Below are 16,378 nucleotides of genomic sequence, written 5' to 3' on the forward strand. Positions count from 1 at the left end.
TGTCCCTGCTGGTAAAAAATAGCCTAACAATTCTTTTTCCTGGTCCTTTTCCAATGTTTCTTGTCAGTTTTATTAGGCTGCAAAACAACAACTTTCTCCTAAATCCCCCAATTTTTCAACCTGATCCTTTTTTATGCTATATTAGCAGTGGTGGAAATAAAAAAAGCCACCCGTAGAAACGGCTGGCCTCTAACGATTGCTTGCCATATGAAAAAAGAGATAAATCTATTTGTCTTTTTGAATACTGCATGTTATCTTGCCGTATTCTTTTGAGCCTCTAATGATTGCTATTCACTCTAACGATTGCTTCCCAATACCATTTTGCTCATTTGCTGAATCAAAAGTAGGATGTAAATCCGTACCTTTCAAAACATCTTACTACCGGTTTTATTACGCCAAAAGCGTGAAAAAAATCCTAAAGCCCTTACCGGTATTGAGTTTCAGGCAAATTTCATAATTATGTCCAACCGATTTACAGATGCGCTGTTTCAATTGGTTCATTCACTGGAGAAGTCGGAAAAAAGGCACTTTAAGCTTTATATAAAAAGGAGTTCGGCTAACGAAGACTTGAAGATCATACGGTTATTCGACGCGTTGGATAAATTGCCCGAGTATGACGAAAAGTTGTTACTTAAGAAATTACCAGACATTAAGAAGCCGCAGCTTGCCAACATAAAGACACATTTATATAAACAGTTACTGGCCAGCCTTCGGCTGTTAAAAGCCACCGAAAATATTGACCTTCAACTCAGTGAACACCTCGATCATGCGCGGGTGCTTTACAATAAGGGATTAAAACTGCAAAGCCTTAAAATTCTTGAAAAGGCTAAGGAGATCGCACGCGCGAACCAGAAATTCAATTTTCTGGCCCAGGTGATCTCATTGGAGAAAAAGATCGAAACACTTCATATTACCCGCAGTTCTACCGAAAAAACACTGTTGCTGGCCGAGGAGGCCCTGGAGATCAGCAGCCATATCGATCGCGTAACGCGGCTCTCGAACCTGGCCCTGCTGTTGTACCGCTGGTTTGTGCTGAATGGCCATGCCCGTAACCCGGAAGACGAGCAGGATCTCAAAAAATTCTTCAAGGAATACCTGCCTGCCGATATAGATGCAGTGAACGGTTTTTACGAAAAGCTGTACCTCTACCAGAGCTACAGCTGGTATGCATTTATAAAGCAGGACTTTTTACTGTATTACAAGTACGGGCAGAAATGGATCGATCTTTATAATGAACATCCCCTGATGAAGGAAGTGGAAACAGGCCACTATATAAAGGGAATGCATAACCTGCTGAACGCCCATTTCGATCTGCGCAATTTCAAAAAGTTTGAGATCACGCTCAAACAGTTTGAAGAATTTGCCAAAACCCCCGTGGCTACGCACCACGATAATTTCCGCACACACACATTCATTTATATCAACAGCGCCAAAATTAACCAGCACCTCATGCAGGGAACCTTCCGGGAAGGGCTGGCACTGGTACCTGAAATAGAAGAAAAGCTGGAAGAGTATGCGTTGTTCGTTGATCAGCACCGCATCCTGGTATTCAACTACAAGATCGCCACCTTGTATTTCGGCAATGGCGAGTTTGAAAAATGTATCGATTACCTGCAACGCATTATCAATGGTCCCATTGACCTGCGGATCGATCTGCAGTGTTATGCCCGCTTACTGCACATGCTGGCCCATTATGAAATGGGGAATTATGAGCTGATGGAGTCGCTCAGCAAATCGGTTTTCCGTTTTATGGCCCGCATGAAAAATATAACGGTCGTGGAAGAAGAAATGCTGAAGTTCCTGCGCCATTCTTTTGGGGTGAGTCCGCGCGAGTTAAAACCGGAGCTGGAGAAATTCCTGAACAAGATCAAACACCTGGAGAAGAACCCCTACGAAACAAGGGCCTTTGCATACCTCGATATTATTTCCTGGACGGAAAGCAAAGTGTACCAGAAGACCATGCGGGAAGTCGTATATGAAAAATATTTAAAAAGCAAACACCGGGGAACCGTTGTAGCCTGAGTTAAAACTTCATTAGCGGTGCCACGGCTTTAAGCCGTGGCACCGTGCTATTTCAGCCCTCTGTCTTTTTATCCGGGCGGTCTCAAACCGTGATCCGGCTCCGTTCATCCAGTCTTTTGGGCCAGGCCTGCCCCGTTTTGTATATTTAGCAATAATTAAATCCTGTATGTTATTAAAAAGGTCATTGGTTCTAATGATTTTGTCAGGTAGCCTGGTAGTAAATGCGCAGGTGTCGTTAACGATGCCGCGTAACCTGCCTGCCGCCTATGAAAAAGGAACACGTTCGCCCAGCGGGCAGCCGGGCAGTAAATACTGGCAGAATTCCGCTAACTATAATCTTCATATCAACTTTAACCCTGAGACCCGGCTGCTGACCGGTAAGGTGGAGATCGAATACTTTAATAACAGTCCGAACCCTTTGTCACAGATCGCTTTTAAACTGTACCCGAATATTTATAAAAAGGGCAGTATCCGCATGACGCCCGTAAAACCTTCAGATATTACCGATGGTGTTCGCATTTCTTCTTTTCAGGTGAACAATACGACGCTTGATTCCAGCAAATTCCATATTGAAGGAACGAATATGACGGTGCCGGTTAGTGCGCTGGCGCCAGGCAGCTCCATGCGATTCAATATTGAATATTCGTACACCCTGAATAAGACCTCACATATCCGTACCGGTGAAATTGAGCCGGGTGCCGATTTCGTGGCTTATTTTTTCCCGCGCATAGCGGTATATGACGATATTGACGGTTGGAATATGGCGCCCTATACCGGTCCACAGGAATTTTATAATGACTTTGGAAATTTTAATGTAGCCATCACCGTTCCCGTGAATTATGTGGTGTGGGCCACGGGTGACCTGGCCAATTGCCAGGAGGTGTTAAATGAAACCTATTGCCAGCGTTTGCGCACAGCCGAACAACAGGATGGGGTTATTAACATTATTGACTCAACAGATGTGAAACAGAAAAATATCACCCGCCAGCAGCCTTTTAATACCTGGAAATTTTCTGCCGCGAATGTTACCGATTTTGCTTTTGCCGTGAGCGATCATTATATGTGGAAATCGACCAGTGTAGAAGTAGATCCTGCCACAAAAAGAAGAACAAGGGTGGATGCAGTTTTTAAACCGGAACACAAAGATTATTATGAGGTAGTTGATTTCGGCCGCAAAACAGTATGGGCCATGAGTTATGTTTTCCCCCGCTGGCCTTTCCCTTATTCGCATGAAACGATCGTTGACGGGCTCGACCAAATGGAATATCCGATGATGGTGAACGACAATCCGCTGGAAAGCCGCATTGAAACCATTGAGCTGGTCGACCATGAAGTATTTCATACGATGTTTCCCTTTTATATGGGAACCAATGAAACGAAATACGGTTGGATGGATGAAGGCTGGGCCACCATCGGCGAATGGATCATTTCATCGATCATCGACAGCAGCATAACCGACGATTATGGCGTAATGGGCTATGAAAGAGTGGCCGGAACAGAGCACGATTCCCCGATCAGTACACTATCTACACAAATTAACGGCACTAACTATTTTGTAAATTCTTACCCAAAACCTGCACTGGGATATCTGTATGTAAAAGATATGCTGGGCGATTCCTTATTTACCAGGGCATTGCATTATTACATCCAGCAATGGCAGGGCAAACATCCCATTCCCTTTGATTTTTTCAATTGCATGAACACAGGTTCTGGCAAAAACCTGAACTGGTTCTGGAAACGTTGGTTTATAGATGGCGGCGTACCTGATCTGGCCATCAAAAAAGTGAGTAGATCAACTACTGGTTATGCTGTGACCGTTGAATGTATTGGCCACAAGCCACTGCCTGTTGAATTGACAGTCACTTATGCCGACGATACGAAAACCACCTTACATCGTTCTGTTGCAGTTTGGGAAAATGCCAATTCAATTAATCTTACCGTTCCTGCTAAAAAAGCTATAAAAGAGATCAAACTGGGTGGTACCTATGTACCGGATGTAAACAGGAAGAATAATGTATGGAATAATAAGTAAGGATTTTTTTGCATGTAGCAGCAGGCTCAGGCGTTTAGCAAGGGGGAGGGTGGAAAAAACACTTATATTTTTTAATTTTCATTCGTTTTTGCCAATATAATTTGCATCTTTGCAGACGCTTGCTGCCATGTAAATAAGTTTATTATTTCCATAGTAAAACCGCTTATTATAATGTATACCCACATTTGGATGAAGTACCTGCCCATTATCAGAATTTTAATGAAGAAATCGGCAGCAGGTGATCAGGTTCTGAACCTCAACCGCCCGGATTTTGAAAAAGCTGGCGTTGCACGTAAAGCCGGTTACAAATTCACCATTGAGTACACCAATGGTAAAGTGGCTAACGTGATCAGCACTTCACAGCTGGCCCTTGACCTGGCTGCTGTTATGCTGGAAGACGCTACTATCAAAACCCTGTTGAGCACCAACAATTATCAGGTGAGCCTGAACACCAAGTTCCAGGTTAGCATCAAAAATTGCACCCCACAACCGGAAGCGCTGGCGCTGGAAGAAACAACAGCATAACCAGGTAGCTTTCGTTCAACTCTTTAACCCGGCACTATTCCCTAACCGGAATAATGAATTTATATAGCCCTGACATAGCGTCGGGGCTTTTTGTTTTTTCATTTTCAACCCATTTCAATACAGTTAAATTTGGTTTTTAACCAAGCCGATCTTTTATTTTTTTCCGCAACAAATAACCGGCAGAGGCATTAACTTGCATTAATGATCGATTATTTACAGGGATTGAATGAACAACAGCGTGAGGCTGTTTTACATAAAGATGGACCATTGATGATCGTGGCCGGCGCCGGTAGTGGAAAAACAAAGGTGCTTACCACGCGCATTGCCCACCTCATGGCTACCGGTGTGGATGCTTTTAACATCCTGGCCCTCACCTTTACCAATAAGGCGGCCAAGGAAATGAAAGAGCGTATTGAAAAAGTGCTTGGGAATAATGAGGCCAGAAATTTATATATCGGCACTTTCCACAGCGTGTTTGCCCGCATTTTGCGTGGTGAAGCACATCGCATTGGCTATCCCAACAACTTTACCATTTACGATACCGACGATACGAAGAGTGTTATCAAAACCGTGGTGAATGAACTGAACCTCGATGATAAACATTACAAACCTTCCGCGGTATACAACCGTATTTCCAGCGCCAAAAACGCATTGGTAGGTCCGGCAGAATATGCCAATGACTATGCCATTCAGCAGGAAGATATGCGCAGTAACCGCCCGGCTATTGCACAGATCTACGATGCTTATGTAAAGCGCTGTTTTAAGAACGGGGCGATGGACTTCGACGACCTGTTGTTGAAGTTTTACGAGCTGCTGAAAAATGTTCCCGAGTCACTTAGCAAATACCAGCGCAAATTCAAATACATTCTGGTAGATGAGTACCAGGATACCAACCCCGCGCAGTACGAAGTGATAAAACTGCTGGGCGCCATGCACGAAAATGTGTGCGTGGTGGGTGATGATGCGCAAAGTATCTACAGTTTCCGCGGCGCCACCATACAAAACATTTTGCAGTTCCAGAAAGACTATGAAGATGCCAAAGTGGTGAAACTGGAACAAAACTATCGCAGCTCCAAAAGCATTCTGGATGTTGCCAATGAGGTGATCAAAAACAACAAGGGACAAATTCCAAAGAACCTTTGGACCGAGAAACCGGAAGGCGAAAAGATCAAACTGGTGCGGCTTAATACCGATAATGACGAAGGTAAATTTGTGGCCGATACCATCCAGGAACAAAAGCTGCGGAACCATTACAATAACCGCGATTTCGCTATTCTTTACCGAACCAATGCACAAAGCCGTGCTTTTGAAGAAAGCCTGCGCCGCATGGGTATTCCTTATACCATGTTCGGCGGCATCAGCTTCTACCAGCGCAAAGAAGTAAAAGATTATATTGCCTATTTGCGCGTAATTGTTAACCCGCGCGATGAAGAAGCATTGAAGCGGATCATTAACTACCCCGTGCGGGGCATTGGTAAAACAACGATCGATAAAACGGTTTTAATTGCCAATGAGCAGAATATCTCTATGTGGCAGGTATTGGAACGCGCGCGCGAATTTGGGTTCAAATCGGGTACGCTCGAATCGATCGACAATTTTGTTACTATGATCAAAAGCTTCGCCAGCATGCTGCAAACCAAAAATGCATATGATGTAGCGGTGCATGTAGGCAAGCAAACCAATTTTGTAAAAGAGTTATTCAACGATAAAAGCACCGAAGGCGTTCAACGCTATGAGAACGTGCAGGAATTGCTGAACAGTATCAAGGAATGGACCGAGAGCCCCGATACGGAAGAAGGGGAAGTGAACGACAAAGGATTGGGCGCCTACCTGCAACAGATCACCCTGCTCACGGATGCCGATGAAAAGGATCCCAACGCTGATACGGTAAAATTAATGTCGATCCACGCAGCGAAAGGGCTGGAATTTGGTTGCGTATTTGCCGCCGGTTTGGAAGAAATGCTTTTCCCCAATGCGCTGGCCATTAACAGCCGCGAAGAGCTGGAAGAAGAACGCCGCCTGTTTTATGTGGTAATTACCCGGGCTAAGGAAAGACTCTGGATCTCTTATGCAAATACCCGTTATCGCTTTGGTAACCTGGTTCAAAATGAACCCAGCCGCTTCCTTGAAGAGCTGCCGGAAAAATACCTGGACAGAAGTTTTGCCGGCGGAGGTATGCGCAACCAGATAAATAACCGCAGTGCATATGACCGTATGCATGGTGGTGGCTGGGGGGGCAGCTCGAATGCTGCCGACGCAGAAAAAAGGTATGGTCCGCCACCAGCAAAAAAATCTGCCACAACACCATCCACTCCATCTTACATAACCCCGAAACCACAAAACAAAGCGGTAGAGCATGTGCCTTCGGCTGATTTTGTGGCCAGTGATGTTTCTAATTTACAGGTTGGTCAGCGGGTGGAACACCAGAAATTCGGTTTTGGCGAAGTAATAAAAATGGAAGGAAGCGCACACAACCCGATTGCCACCGTTAAGTTTGAACTGAATGGCGAAAAAAAGATCATGCTGAATTATGCGCGGCTGCGGATCGTTCAATAAGCGATTGCCAATAACAAAAAAGACAATAACAAGAAGTTTTACCTGCCTCCGGGTTTGCCTGGGGCAGGTCTTTTTTTAGGATGTGCCATAGGAGGAATGTTTAAGCGGAAAATACTTTCATAACGCCGTTGCGGAATAGTTTACCAATGGGGATATCGGTCTTGTCGATTTCGACCAACTCGTTGGTGAAGGATCTTATTTTACTGATTGAAACGATGAATGACCGGTGCGTACGTACGAACTGTTTACCGGGCAACATCGCCTCCACTGAACTGATCGATTGTTTGGTAATAATGACGCCCTGTACAGTATGTACCTTAATATAGTCTTTCATGCTTTCGATGTACAGGATATCATCCAGCATTACTTTTACCATCTTGCGATCGGCGCGGAAATACACAAAGCTTTCATTTTTCTTTTCAGGGGCTATAGGAGGCGCCACCGGCTTTGCAGTGTTTACTGCCCGGTTCAGAGGATAGGCTTTATTAACAGCTTTTAAAAAGCGGTCGAAGCGAATAGGCTTCATCAGGTAATCCACTACATCCAGCTCATAGCCTTCGAGCGCATATTCAGAAAAAGCGGTGGTGAAAATGACCTTCGGCGGATCTTTTAATGTTTTAATAAAATCGGTACCGTTCAATTGCGGCATGCGGATGTCGAGGAAGACCAGGTCAACGGCCTGTTGTTGTAAGGCCGTGAGCGCCTGAATGGCATTGGCGCATTCGCCGATCAGCTGCAGGGTAGGTATTTCCTGAACATAGCGCCGGATGATCTCGCGGGCCGGCGGTTCATCATCTACGATCAGGCAACGTATGGTATGCGTTTCATTCATGATAGGCCAATGTAAAAGGAGCATTTTCTTTTTTCGTTAAAGGCAGGCTTTCCAATACTATGCAAAGATCCACTACAAAAACGTCTTCTGCATCGGTGATCGTTAATTCGTGTTTGGCGGGATATAACAGCTCCAGCCGCTTTTTTACATTCGAAATGCCGATTCCTTTATAATTGTTCCTGTTAACGTTGTTCGATTTACCATTCATCAGTTTTACGTACATCCTGTTATTTTCGATGCTCACCTGTAAGCTCAGCCAGGGTTGTTCAATCATATGGCTGGTGCCGTGTTTAAAGCAGTTTTCAACCAGGGGTAACAGTAACAGGGGCGCTATGGCCAGGGTATCGGTGTTGGCCGGCAGGTCTATATGAACGTCCAGTTGATCATCGTAGCGGATCTGTTCCAGGGAAATATAGTCGCGGATCATTTTTAACTCCTTCGACAGGGGTACCTGCGGCTGGTTGCATTCGTACAACATAAAACGCAGCATGTCTGACAGGCCCATCACCAGCTGCGAGGCCACCGGCGCGGTATTTTGCGTATGGGAATAAATGTTATTGAGCGTATTGAATAAAAAATGCGGGTGAACCTGGGCTTTCAGCAATTGCAATTGCGCTTCGGCATTTTCTTTTTGCAGTTGCAGGTTGCGTTGTTCCTTAACGTACCAGTGTTTCATTAATTTAATCGAAGCGGCAATGCCGCCAATGGTAATGCCACCCCGCAGTCCGGCCATGAGCGACTTATGGATGCCCATGGATGCGCGCAATCGCAAATAGTTGTCGAAGTTATGGTTCAGGATCCAGTTTTGAATTTCAGGAATGATGGTAATAGATATAAGGGTTGAAAGCGCGGCTGCACCGAGAAAGCATACGGCTACCCAAAACGCCGTGAGCAGGTATTTTTGTTTGAGCAGGTAGCGCGGAATTACAAAATACATGAGGGTATAGGACAGGGAGATATGGGCGATCATATAAGCCAGGGACTCAAAGGTGGAATCCAGTAATTGCAAGGGATAGCCGTGTTTGCCTGAAAAGCCGATAACAGAATATAACACCGCCTGGAACAACCACCAGAAAACCCAGAATGCGAGGTGCCGCCGGATGCGGTACCTGGGTTCATCTGAAAAAATGAAAGGATATTTTTCAGGGGGTTGCATATCCTAAAGTTACGTTTCGTTTGGCTTTGCCCGCAGCTGGTTAGTGTTAATATCGCTGTACGGCTAATTTTTGTCGACTAAAGTAACGGGGGATGGATGCGTGGGCTGGGAGTGCGACTGGTGTTGCTTTTCCCAGGCCAGCACGGAGGCTTCCAGGACCTGTTTCAACTGCATGCGGATTCTTTTTTTGGCCGGATCGAGGCGTTTGCCTTCCACTTTTACTTTGTATACAAGCACGCCTTCGTTGTTATAATAGTAAACAATGTTTTGTTTGGGTGTATGGATATTTGATTGAACCACCCACCATCCTTTGTCAGATGCCCATGCCGGCGGAACCGGTTTTTTATCCTGGGCAGGCAGGGCGATATGGCCCAGAAGGCCCGCAAGTAGTGCTGTAAAAAAATGTTTTTTCATGGCTAAACTTTACGGTGAAAGAATATTTACCCCGTAAAGCTATTCTACCAGCTCTCCTCGCAGTTTGTAAAGTGGCTGGCCTGGGGTACTAAAAGGTTAGAACGCCGGTAACGGTAGACAAACTGTGAAAGCAAAGACGAAATGATCTGGTCGACGAAATAGAAAGCAGCTCGACAAGTACGATGAATTACAACTTAAAAAAGACCCAGGTAGTTGTTGTGCGGTTAAGTTATTGAATTGTAGTACCTAATAGTTGATCCGTGTCAAAAATATTCGGATTTACAACAAAGACCTGATACAGGATTGATTAAATGGCAAAACTTTACTACCTTATATGAATGCACGAAAAACCCCCACCCTTCGGCTCTTATTATGTAACATTAAGTGTTTCAGGCTGGATAGATGTTTTCACCTGTCACACCTATTGTGAAATTCTAATTGACAACCTAAACAACTGTATTGACAACAAAAACCTGCATGTTTATGAATACGTGTTAATGCCCAGTTACATTACCATCATTGCCTCCTCCAAGAAAAAGCACATCTCTACCATTCTGCGAGAGTTCAAAAATGGAACTGCAAAGCAGATCTTGAAATCAATTTCAGAAAATCCCGACGAAAAGCGAAAGGAATGGATGATGCGGTTATTCTCTTATTACAGTAACCGGTATCAGAATGATGCAGAGCATCACTTCTGGCAATTTGGCAACCATCCGGTTGTATTGGACAGCACCGAATTGTTTGCCCACCATGTAACGGAAGTGAAGAACCTGCCGGTTACCACCAGGCTTGTTGATGACCCGCATCATTATGTTTACAGCAGCGCCAATCCGCAGCAACGGGTTAAGCTGGCGCCCTGGCAATAGTAACTGCCTATTAATACCGTATACCTGGTTAACCTATAATGATACCGGCCGGTTTCATATTCCTTAATTGGCCGGATACACTATTATTATGTCGTTTCAAGCCCATTAAACCCGGCCGTTTCAAAGAGATATCACTGCAGCGGCGACCACTTAAAAAAAATATTATCAAAAAATTATTATTCGTGAACAGCTATTAACATCCGGCGTTTTTATAAACAACATTTTGTATATTACACTCCCTTGTCTTTGATTTATATTCTGACCTGATTGTACGTATTCCGCGCCCGCAACCAATACAACAGCATTACTATTCACCCGGCTTATACGCTTATTAATGAACCATTGATAAAGCAATGCTCCTATGATCAATAAAAATAAAAACCAGGGTTTTCAGGAACAGGATTGTTCTTATTTGACTTTTAATGTGGTAGACTGGATAGATGTTTTTATAAGACCAACGTATAAACAGATCATTGTTGATGCACTAAACTATGTTGTTGAAGCCAGAAAGTTTACGATATATGCCTGGGTTTTAATGACCAACCATTTGCACCTGCTCGCCAGGGCGCAGGAGGGGTCGGGCCTGGCGATGATTGAAAAAGAATTTAAAAGATATACCACCACGAAGATCCTCGAGGCGATTGATATTGAGCCCGACCTTCGCCGTTCGTGGATGCTGCAGCGATTTGAAGGCTGCAGCCTGAGCCTTAAAAAAATAGAAAAATTTCAATTGTGGCAAACCTGCACCAATCCCTCTTATATTGACTTCAAACAGGTGTACAAATTGCAGGAAAGGGTTTTATACATCCACGAAAATCCCATCCGCGATGGAATAGTCAGCAGCCCTGAGCATTATTTATACAGTTCGGCCACCGACTATGCCGGTAAGCCAGGCATGGTTAAAGTAAATGTCATAAACTTTGAAGCGTTGCGCATGTCTTTATTGAAGAACGGATCAGCTTAAGGCATTCTTCAAAGCTGCCACCGTCTTTTTTTCACTACCCACAAAAATGCTATCGTTCAGGAAGACCACCGGTCTTTTCAAAAACGTATATTCTTCCAGGATCAGCTTCCGGTAATCATCTTCGGTAAGGGCTTTGTCTTTTAAACCCATTTCCTTGTATTTCAGGGCGCGCCGGCTGAACAAGGATTCATAACTGCCGGTTTTGGCCTTCATTTCATCGAGCTGGGCAGCCGTTATAGGCTGGCTTTTAATATCCTGCATCTCGAAGCCCTTTTTATCAATGCCGGTTTCTTTAATAATTGCCTGGCAGGTGGTACAATTGGCCAAATGATAAATTTTCTTCATAAATGCTTTAAATCAATTAGTAAGAGCGGCAAATGTACAAAGCAGCTGGATAAGTCAAAGCAGGCAAAGACCCAAAGCAGTCAAAAGAGTCAAAGGAGTCAAAAGGGTCATAGGCTCAGCTACTTTTAATTTACCGGCTATTTTCAGCTCTTTGACCAGATTATGACCTTTAGCCTGTAATTTTTTGGGTATTTCGACGACCAATTTGGTATCTTTTCCGCTAAAACCAACCCAATTGCAGGCAAAACTTAACCAGGATGAGTTTGTGGCATTGGTGCACCAACACCGCGCTATGTTGTATAAGGTGTGCAACTTGTATTGTACATCTGAATACGATAAACAGGACCTTTTCCAGGAGATCGTGATACAATTATGGGGCGCATACCCACGGTTCAGGGGTGATTCTAAATTCAGCACCTGGCTGTACCGTATTGCACTCAATACCGCCATTTCTGACCTGCGTAAACAAAAGAAGATCATTAAAAGCGTAGAACCCGAATTATTACCAACCGAGATACAGGACATTCAATACAGTAATGAAAAAGAAGAGCGGTTGCAGCAACTTTATAAAGCGATCAGCCATCTTACTGAAATAGAACGGGCTATTGTAATGCTGTACCTTGAAGACAAGAGTTACGATGAAATGGAAGATATTTTGGGGATCAATCAGAATAACCTGCGCGTGAAAATGAACCGGATCAAAGAAAAATTACGTAAACTCACAAAATCTGTAGAACATGGAGTTAGATAGCCTGAAAGATATCTGGAAAAACCTGGGTGAAGAAGAGTTACAACCGGGCAGGGAAGTACCGATTTCGTCCATGTTGCAAAAACGGTCGCAAAGTACTATTGCCAGGTTAAAACGAAATCTTAACCGCGAGCTGATTGCGGTGGTGATCATATATTCTTTAAACATCTGGTACATCATTGCCTTCCAACGCTTATACAGTGAGCTTGCTGTATTATTATTGCTGGTAGGCGGCGCTTTCCTGTTTTATTATTACCGCAAGAACAAGCTGCTGAAAGAAATGCAATGCGTGGCTTGTGAGGTAAGGTCGAATCTGAAACAGCAGCTTGCTACCCTGGAAAAATACGTTCGCTTTTATTTTGTTGCCGGCAACATAATTACGCCCCTGGCGTATTTTGCAGCCGGCGCTATTATTTTATACAATAGCCAACCGGTTACACCACCACTGAATGATCTGCCATTCGAGGCGGAGACCTCCGTTTCGCAAATGCCCATCGCTTCGCATATCAGCAATCACCGTTTTTTCATATTATTTATTTCCATGGGCGCGGTAGTTACTGTAGGCACCTATTTTTTTAACCGTTGGCTTATTAATAAACTATATGGCCAGCATATTCAGAAGTTGAAAGAATTGTTGCTGCAAATGGAAGAAGATTAGCGTAATGCCTGGCCACCTTTTCAAACCTGAACCGCTAATCGGCGTTCGGGCTCTCCACGAAAGGCAGATATTCCAGGCACGATCACCGGCAAGGAGCCGTGGGGTTGGGGAGTACCTTATTTTTAAGTAATTTCAACTCCCTAAAACGATTTGTTATGCCTACTCGTCGGGATTTCATCAGGCAATCATCCCTGCTTACCGCCAGTTTGTTTATCAGTAAAGAAGAATGGTTCGCTACCTCTAAAAAAATTGGTCTCCAGCTCTATACGCTCCGCAATGAAATGGATAAAGATCCCAAAGGCACTTTAGCCAAAGTGGCCGCCCAGGGGTATAAAACCGTTGAAACCTATGGGTATGGCAACGGCAAATGGTTTGGCATGAATGCAGCCGAATTAAGGTCAACCTTAAAAGCAAATGGCCTGTCAACCCCCAGTGGCCATACTTTTCCCGCCAGTATCTTTTTACAAAGCGGCTGGGAAGAAAAGTGGAAACCTGCGGTAACAGACGCCAAAACCGTAGGCCAGGAATATATTGTGATACCCTGGCTGGAAGAAGAATACCGCAAAGAGGCCGATAATTATAAAAAAATTGCGGCAGCCCTTAACAAAGCGGGAGCAATTGCTAAGAACTCGGGCATAAAGCTCGCCTATCATAACCACGATTTCGAATTCGATACTGTTGGGGGAAATACGGGCTTCGATATCTTCTTAAAAGAAACAGATCCGAAACTCGTGTTTTTTGAATTGGATATATATTGGGTGAGCAAAGCCGGAAAAGATCCGCTGGCCCTTTTCGCAAAACATCCCGGCCGCTTTGCCATGTGGCATGTAAAGGATATGGATAATACGCCTCAAAAGAATTTTACGGAAGTGGGCAGCGGTGTCATTGATTACAAGAAGATATTCACCTTTGCCAAACAAAGCGGTATGAAACACTTTTTTGTAGAACAGGATATGTGTCCCGGTGCGCCGCTTGACAGTACCGCGAAAAGTATCAGCTATCTGAAAAAGAATATCATTCGATAAACTGTTTATCCTATTATCAATACCTAATAACATTAACTATGATGCATCGCAGGCGTTTTTTACATCAGGCGGGCACTTTGCTTGCCGGGGGAACCTTATTATCAGCACTCGATAATAAAACATTTGCCATCTTTAAGAACCGCATTGCTCCTTCTGATCAGCTGCGTTTGGGCGCCATCGGTATCAATGGCATGGGCTGGGCTAATGTAACCGCTGCCCTGAAAGTGCCAGGGGTAAACCTGGTGGCTTTGTGCGATGTTGACAAGAACGTGCTGGATAAAAGAAAAGCCGAGTTCAGCAAACTGAATATCGATGCTACAAAGGTGAAGACCTATAGCGATTACAGGCAGCTGCTCGACCAGAAAGATATCGACATCGTCATTGTAGGCACGCCCGACCACTGGCATGCCCTGCAGATGATCCATGCCTGCGAAGCCGGCAAAGATGTTTTTGTTGAAAAGCCGGTGGGGAACTCTATTGTGGAATGCCGGGCCATGGTTGCCGCACAGCAACGGTATAACAAGGTAGTGCAGGCAGGCCAGTGGCAGCGCAGCCAGCAACATTTTAAAGATGCCGTGGAATATGTGCAAAGCGGAAAACTGGGCATGATCAGAACCGTAAAGGTCTGGTGTTACCAGGGCTGGATGAAGCCCGCACCGGTTGTACCTGATAGTAACCCGCCGGCTGGTGTAGATTATGCTGCCTGGCTGGGCCCCGCACCTAAAAAGCCATTTAATGCCAGCCGTTTTCATTTTAATTTCCGGTGGTTCTGGGATTATGCCGGCGGCTTAATGACCGACTGGGGCGTGCACCTGCTCGATTATGCCCTGCTGGGCATGAATGCCGATGTGCCCAAATCAATTGCAGCCCTGGGCGGAAAATTTGCTTATCCCGATCTGAGCCAGGAAACTCCGGATACCCTCACCACTCTTTACGAGTTTGATAAATTTAACCTCGTGTGGGATTCTGCAATGGGCATCGATAACGGCTCCTATGGCAGGAACCACGGCATCGCCTTTATCGGCAATAATGGTACATTGGTGCTGCACCGCGGAGGCTGGGAAGTACTGGAAGAACCACAAAGCACTAATAAAGCCAGCAAGTCATTTGTAAAACCTTCCGATAACGGCTTGAACAATCACTGGGTGAATTTCATTGATGTGGTGAAAACGAGAAAGATGCAAGACCTGAATTGTTCTATTCAGGCAGGCGCTCATGTGGCTACCGTTGCGCAAATGGGAAATATTTCATTCCGAAGCGGACAAAGACTGGTATGGGATAAGGCGAATGGAAAATTTACCGATGAAAAGATCAATAGTGAATACCTGATGAAGGAGTATCATAACGGATATAAATTGCCGAAGGTCTAAATATAAGTATGCCACACCTGAAGGTGTGGCATACTTACATAATTACTTCTTATAATTTTCTGATCTTAATATTCCGGTACCACACCGTGTTGCCATGATCCTGTAAAGCGATCCTTCCTTTTTTGTAGGTTCCAAAGCCTTTCCATTGTTTGAATTTGCTGGCTGCGATCATTTTTTGCCAGTTCTCATCCCACATGGTGGTGCTCAGTACCCTGGTGCCATTCAAATGAAATTCAAGGGCGCCTTTATTGGAAATGATCTCTACCTGGTTCCATTCACCGGCCGGCTTTACGGTTTCCGGTGAGCTCGTAATAAGATCATACAGGTCACCTGCGCGGTGTTTAGTGATCTTAGCATCGGGATGTGCTGCATTATCCAGTACCTGCATTTCAGGACCGGTAAAATAGGTTTCGCCAAATGAAGGTCCTTCCTGCACATAGAACATGATACCGCTATTGCCAGCGGGAGCAATTTTCCATTCCAGCTTCAGGTGAAAGCTTTCGTATTCTTCATTGGTGAGCAGGTCGCCGCCACCGGTGATCTTACCATCCTTTATATTGGTCGTATCCAGATAGAGGGTGCCATCGGCCACCTGCCAGGCTGAGCCATCGCTTTTCTTGTTAAAAACATGGAAGTTGCTTTTCGATGTGCCATCGAAGAGCAATTGCCAGCCGGCATTTTTTTCTTCATCGGTGAGGCGGTTGTTCATATCAGCGGGAGCAGCAGCCATGGTGTCTGTTTTAGTTGTATCAGAACCGGATTGTTCTATGCCGGTGTTTCCGTCCTGGCAACCGGCAATCGTTCCTGCAATTGCACCGGCAAATAACAGGCAAGCAAAAGTTGTGCGCATATAAGATGATTTTAT

Annotated in this window: 15 protein-coding genes; 10 read left to right on the forward strand and 5 right to left on the reverse strand. The window is 44.8% G+C overall.

Translation table 11 applies throughout. From position 1 onward, the window contains the following. Nucleotides 1–459: 459 nt before the first annotated feature. The 4 genes from JT717_RS23275 to JT717_RS23290 all read left to right on the forward strand — a co-directional run bounded on the left by JT717_RS23275 (nt 460) and on the right by JT717_RS23290 (nt 7,135). On the forward strand, nt 460–2,022 hold the full coding sequence (locus tag JT717_RS23275; protein ID WP_205513440.1) for a hypothetical protein: 1,563 nt from the start codon (nt 460–462) through the stop codon (nt 2,020–2,022). A gap of 193 nt (nt 2,023–2,215) precedes the next feature. Further along, nucleotides 2,216–4,054, forward strand: coding sequence for a M1 family metallopeptidase (locus JT717_RS23280; protein WP_240348382.1), 1,839 nt, complete (start codon nt 2,216–2,218; stop codon nt 4,052–4,054). Between the two features lie 171 nt (nt 4,055–4,225). Further along, nucleotides 4,226–4,579, forward strand: coding sequence for a hypothetical protein (locus JT717_RS23285; RefSeq protein ID WP_205513442.1), 354 nt, complete (start codon nt 4,226–4,228; stop codon nt 4,577–4,579). Between the two features lie 201 nt (nt 4,580–4,780). Further along, the gene (locus tag JT717_RS23290; protein WP_205513443.1) at nt 4,781–7,135 is read left to right on the forward strand and encodes an ATP-dependent helicase; all 2,355 of its coding nucleotides are present in this window, start codon (nt 4,781–4,783) and stop codon (nt 7,133–7,135) included. Between the two features lie 100 nt (nt 7,136–7,235). On the opposite strand, the gene JT717_RS23295 is transcribed toward JT717_RS23290, so the two are convergent. The 3 genes from JT717_RS23295 to JT717_RS23305 all read right to left on the reverse strand — a co-directional run bounded on the left by JT717_RS23295 (nt 7,236) and on the right by JT717_RS23305 (nt 9,537). Next, a complete protein-coding gene (locus JT717_RS23295; protein WP_205513444.1) occupies nt 7,236–7,967 on the reverse strand; it encodes a LytR/AlgR family response regulator transcription factor in 732 nt (243 codons plus the stop codon). Continuing rightward, the gene (locus JT717_RS23300; protein ID WP_205513445.1) at nt 7,960–9,123 is read right to left on the reverse strand and encodes a sensor histidine kinase; all 1,164 of its coding nucleotides are present in this window, start codon (nt 9,121–9,123) and stop codon (nt 7,960–7,962) included. Before JT717_RS23300 ends, JT717_RS23295 begins: the two co-directional genes overlap by 8 nt. A gap of 63 nt (nt 9,124–9,186) precedes the next feature. Next, nucleotides 9,187–9,537, reverse strand: coding sequence for a hypothetical protein (locus tag JT717_RS23305; protein WP_205513446.1), 351 nt, complete (start codon nt 9,535–9,537; stop codon nt 9,187–9,189). A gap of 338 nt (nt 9,538–9,875) precedes the next feature. Here JT717_RS23305 and JT717_RS23310 point away from each other — a divergent pair, with 338 nt between their 5' ends. Together JT717_RS23310 and JT717_RS23315 are read left to right on the forward strand one after the other, a co-directional pair. After that, nucleotides 9,876–10,403 (forward strand): hypothetical protein, encoded by a 528-nt coding sequence (locus JT717_RS23310; protein ID WP_205513447.1) that lies wholly within the window; start codon nt 9,876–9,878, stop codon nt 10,401–10,403. 361 nt (nt 10,404–10,764) lie between these two features. Beyond that, a complete protein-coding gene (locus JT717_RS23315) occupies nt 10,765–11,367 on the forward strand; it encodes a transposase (protein ID WP_205513448.1) in 603 nt (200 codons plus the stop codon). On the opposite strand, the gene JT717_RS23320 is transcribed toward JT717_RS23315, so the two are convergent. After that, nucleotides 11,359–11,712: an arsenate reductase family protein gene (locus tag JT717_RS23320; protein ID WP_205513449.1), complete on the reverse strand. Its 354-nt coding sequence runs from the start codon at nt 11,710–11,712 to the stop codon at nt 11,359–11,361. The genes JT717_RS23315 and JT717_RS23320 overlap by 9 nt on opposite strands. A gap of 235 nt (nt 11,713–11,947) precedes the next feature. Between JT717_RS23320 and JT717_RS23325 the strand changes: the two genes are divergently transcribed. The 4 genes from JT717_RS23325 (at nt 11,948) to JT717_RS23340 (ending at nt 15,513) form a co-directional block, all read left to right on the forward strand. Next, a complete protein-coding gene (locus JT717_RS23325) occupies nt 11,948–12,463 on the forward strand; it encodes an RNA polymerase sigma factor (protein ID WP_205513450.1) in 516 nt (171 codons plus the stop codon). Then, nucleotides 12,450–13,118, forward strand: coding sequence for a hypothetical protein (locus JT717_RS23330; protein WP_205513451.1), 669 nt, complete (start codon nt 12,450–12,452; stop codon nt 13,116–13,118). Before JT717_RS23325 ends, JT717_RS23330 begins: the two co-directional genes overlap by 14 nt. A gap of 155 nt (nt 13,119–13,273) precedes the next feature. Then, on the forward strand, nt 13,274–14,143 hold the full coding sequence (locus tag JT717_RS23335; RefSeq protein WP_205513452.1) for a sugar phosphate isomerase/epimerase family protein: 870 nt from the start codon (nt 13,274–13,276) through the stop codon (nt 14,141–14,143). Nucleotides 14,144–14,181: 38 nt separating this feature from the next. Beyond that, entirely contained in the window at nt 14,182–15,513 is a 1,332-nt protein-coding gene (locus tag JT717_RS23340; protein WP_205513453.1) for a Gfo/Idh/MocA family protein, read from the forward strand. 49 nt (nt 15,514–15,562) lie between these two features. Here JT717_RS23340 and JT717_RS23345 read toward each other — a convergent pair whose 3' ends face one another. Next, nucleotides 15,563–16,363 carry a 3-keto-disaccharide hydrolase gene (locus JT717_RS23345; protein WP_205513454.1) on the reverse strand — a complete coding sequence of 267 codons (801 nt, stop codon included), beginning with the start codon at nt 16,361–16,363 and terminating at the stop codon, nt 15,563–15,565. Nucleotides 16,364–16,378: the final 15 nt, after the last annotated feature.

Source organism: Longitalea arenae (assembly GCF_016924755.1).
Lineage (GTDB): Bacteria > Bacteroidota > Bacteroidia > Chitinophagales > Chitinophagaceae > Niastella > Niastella arenae.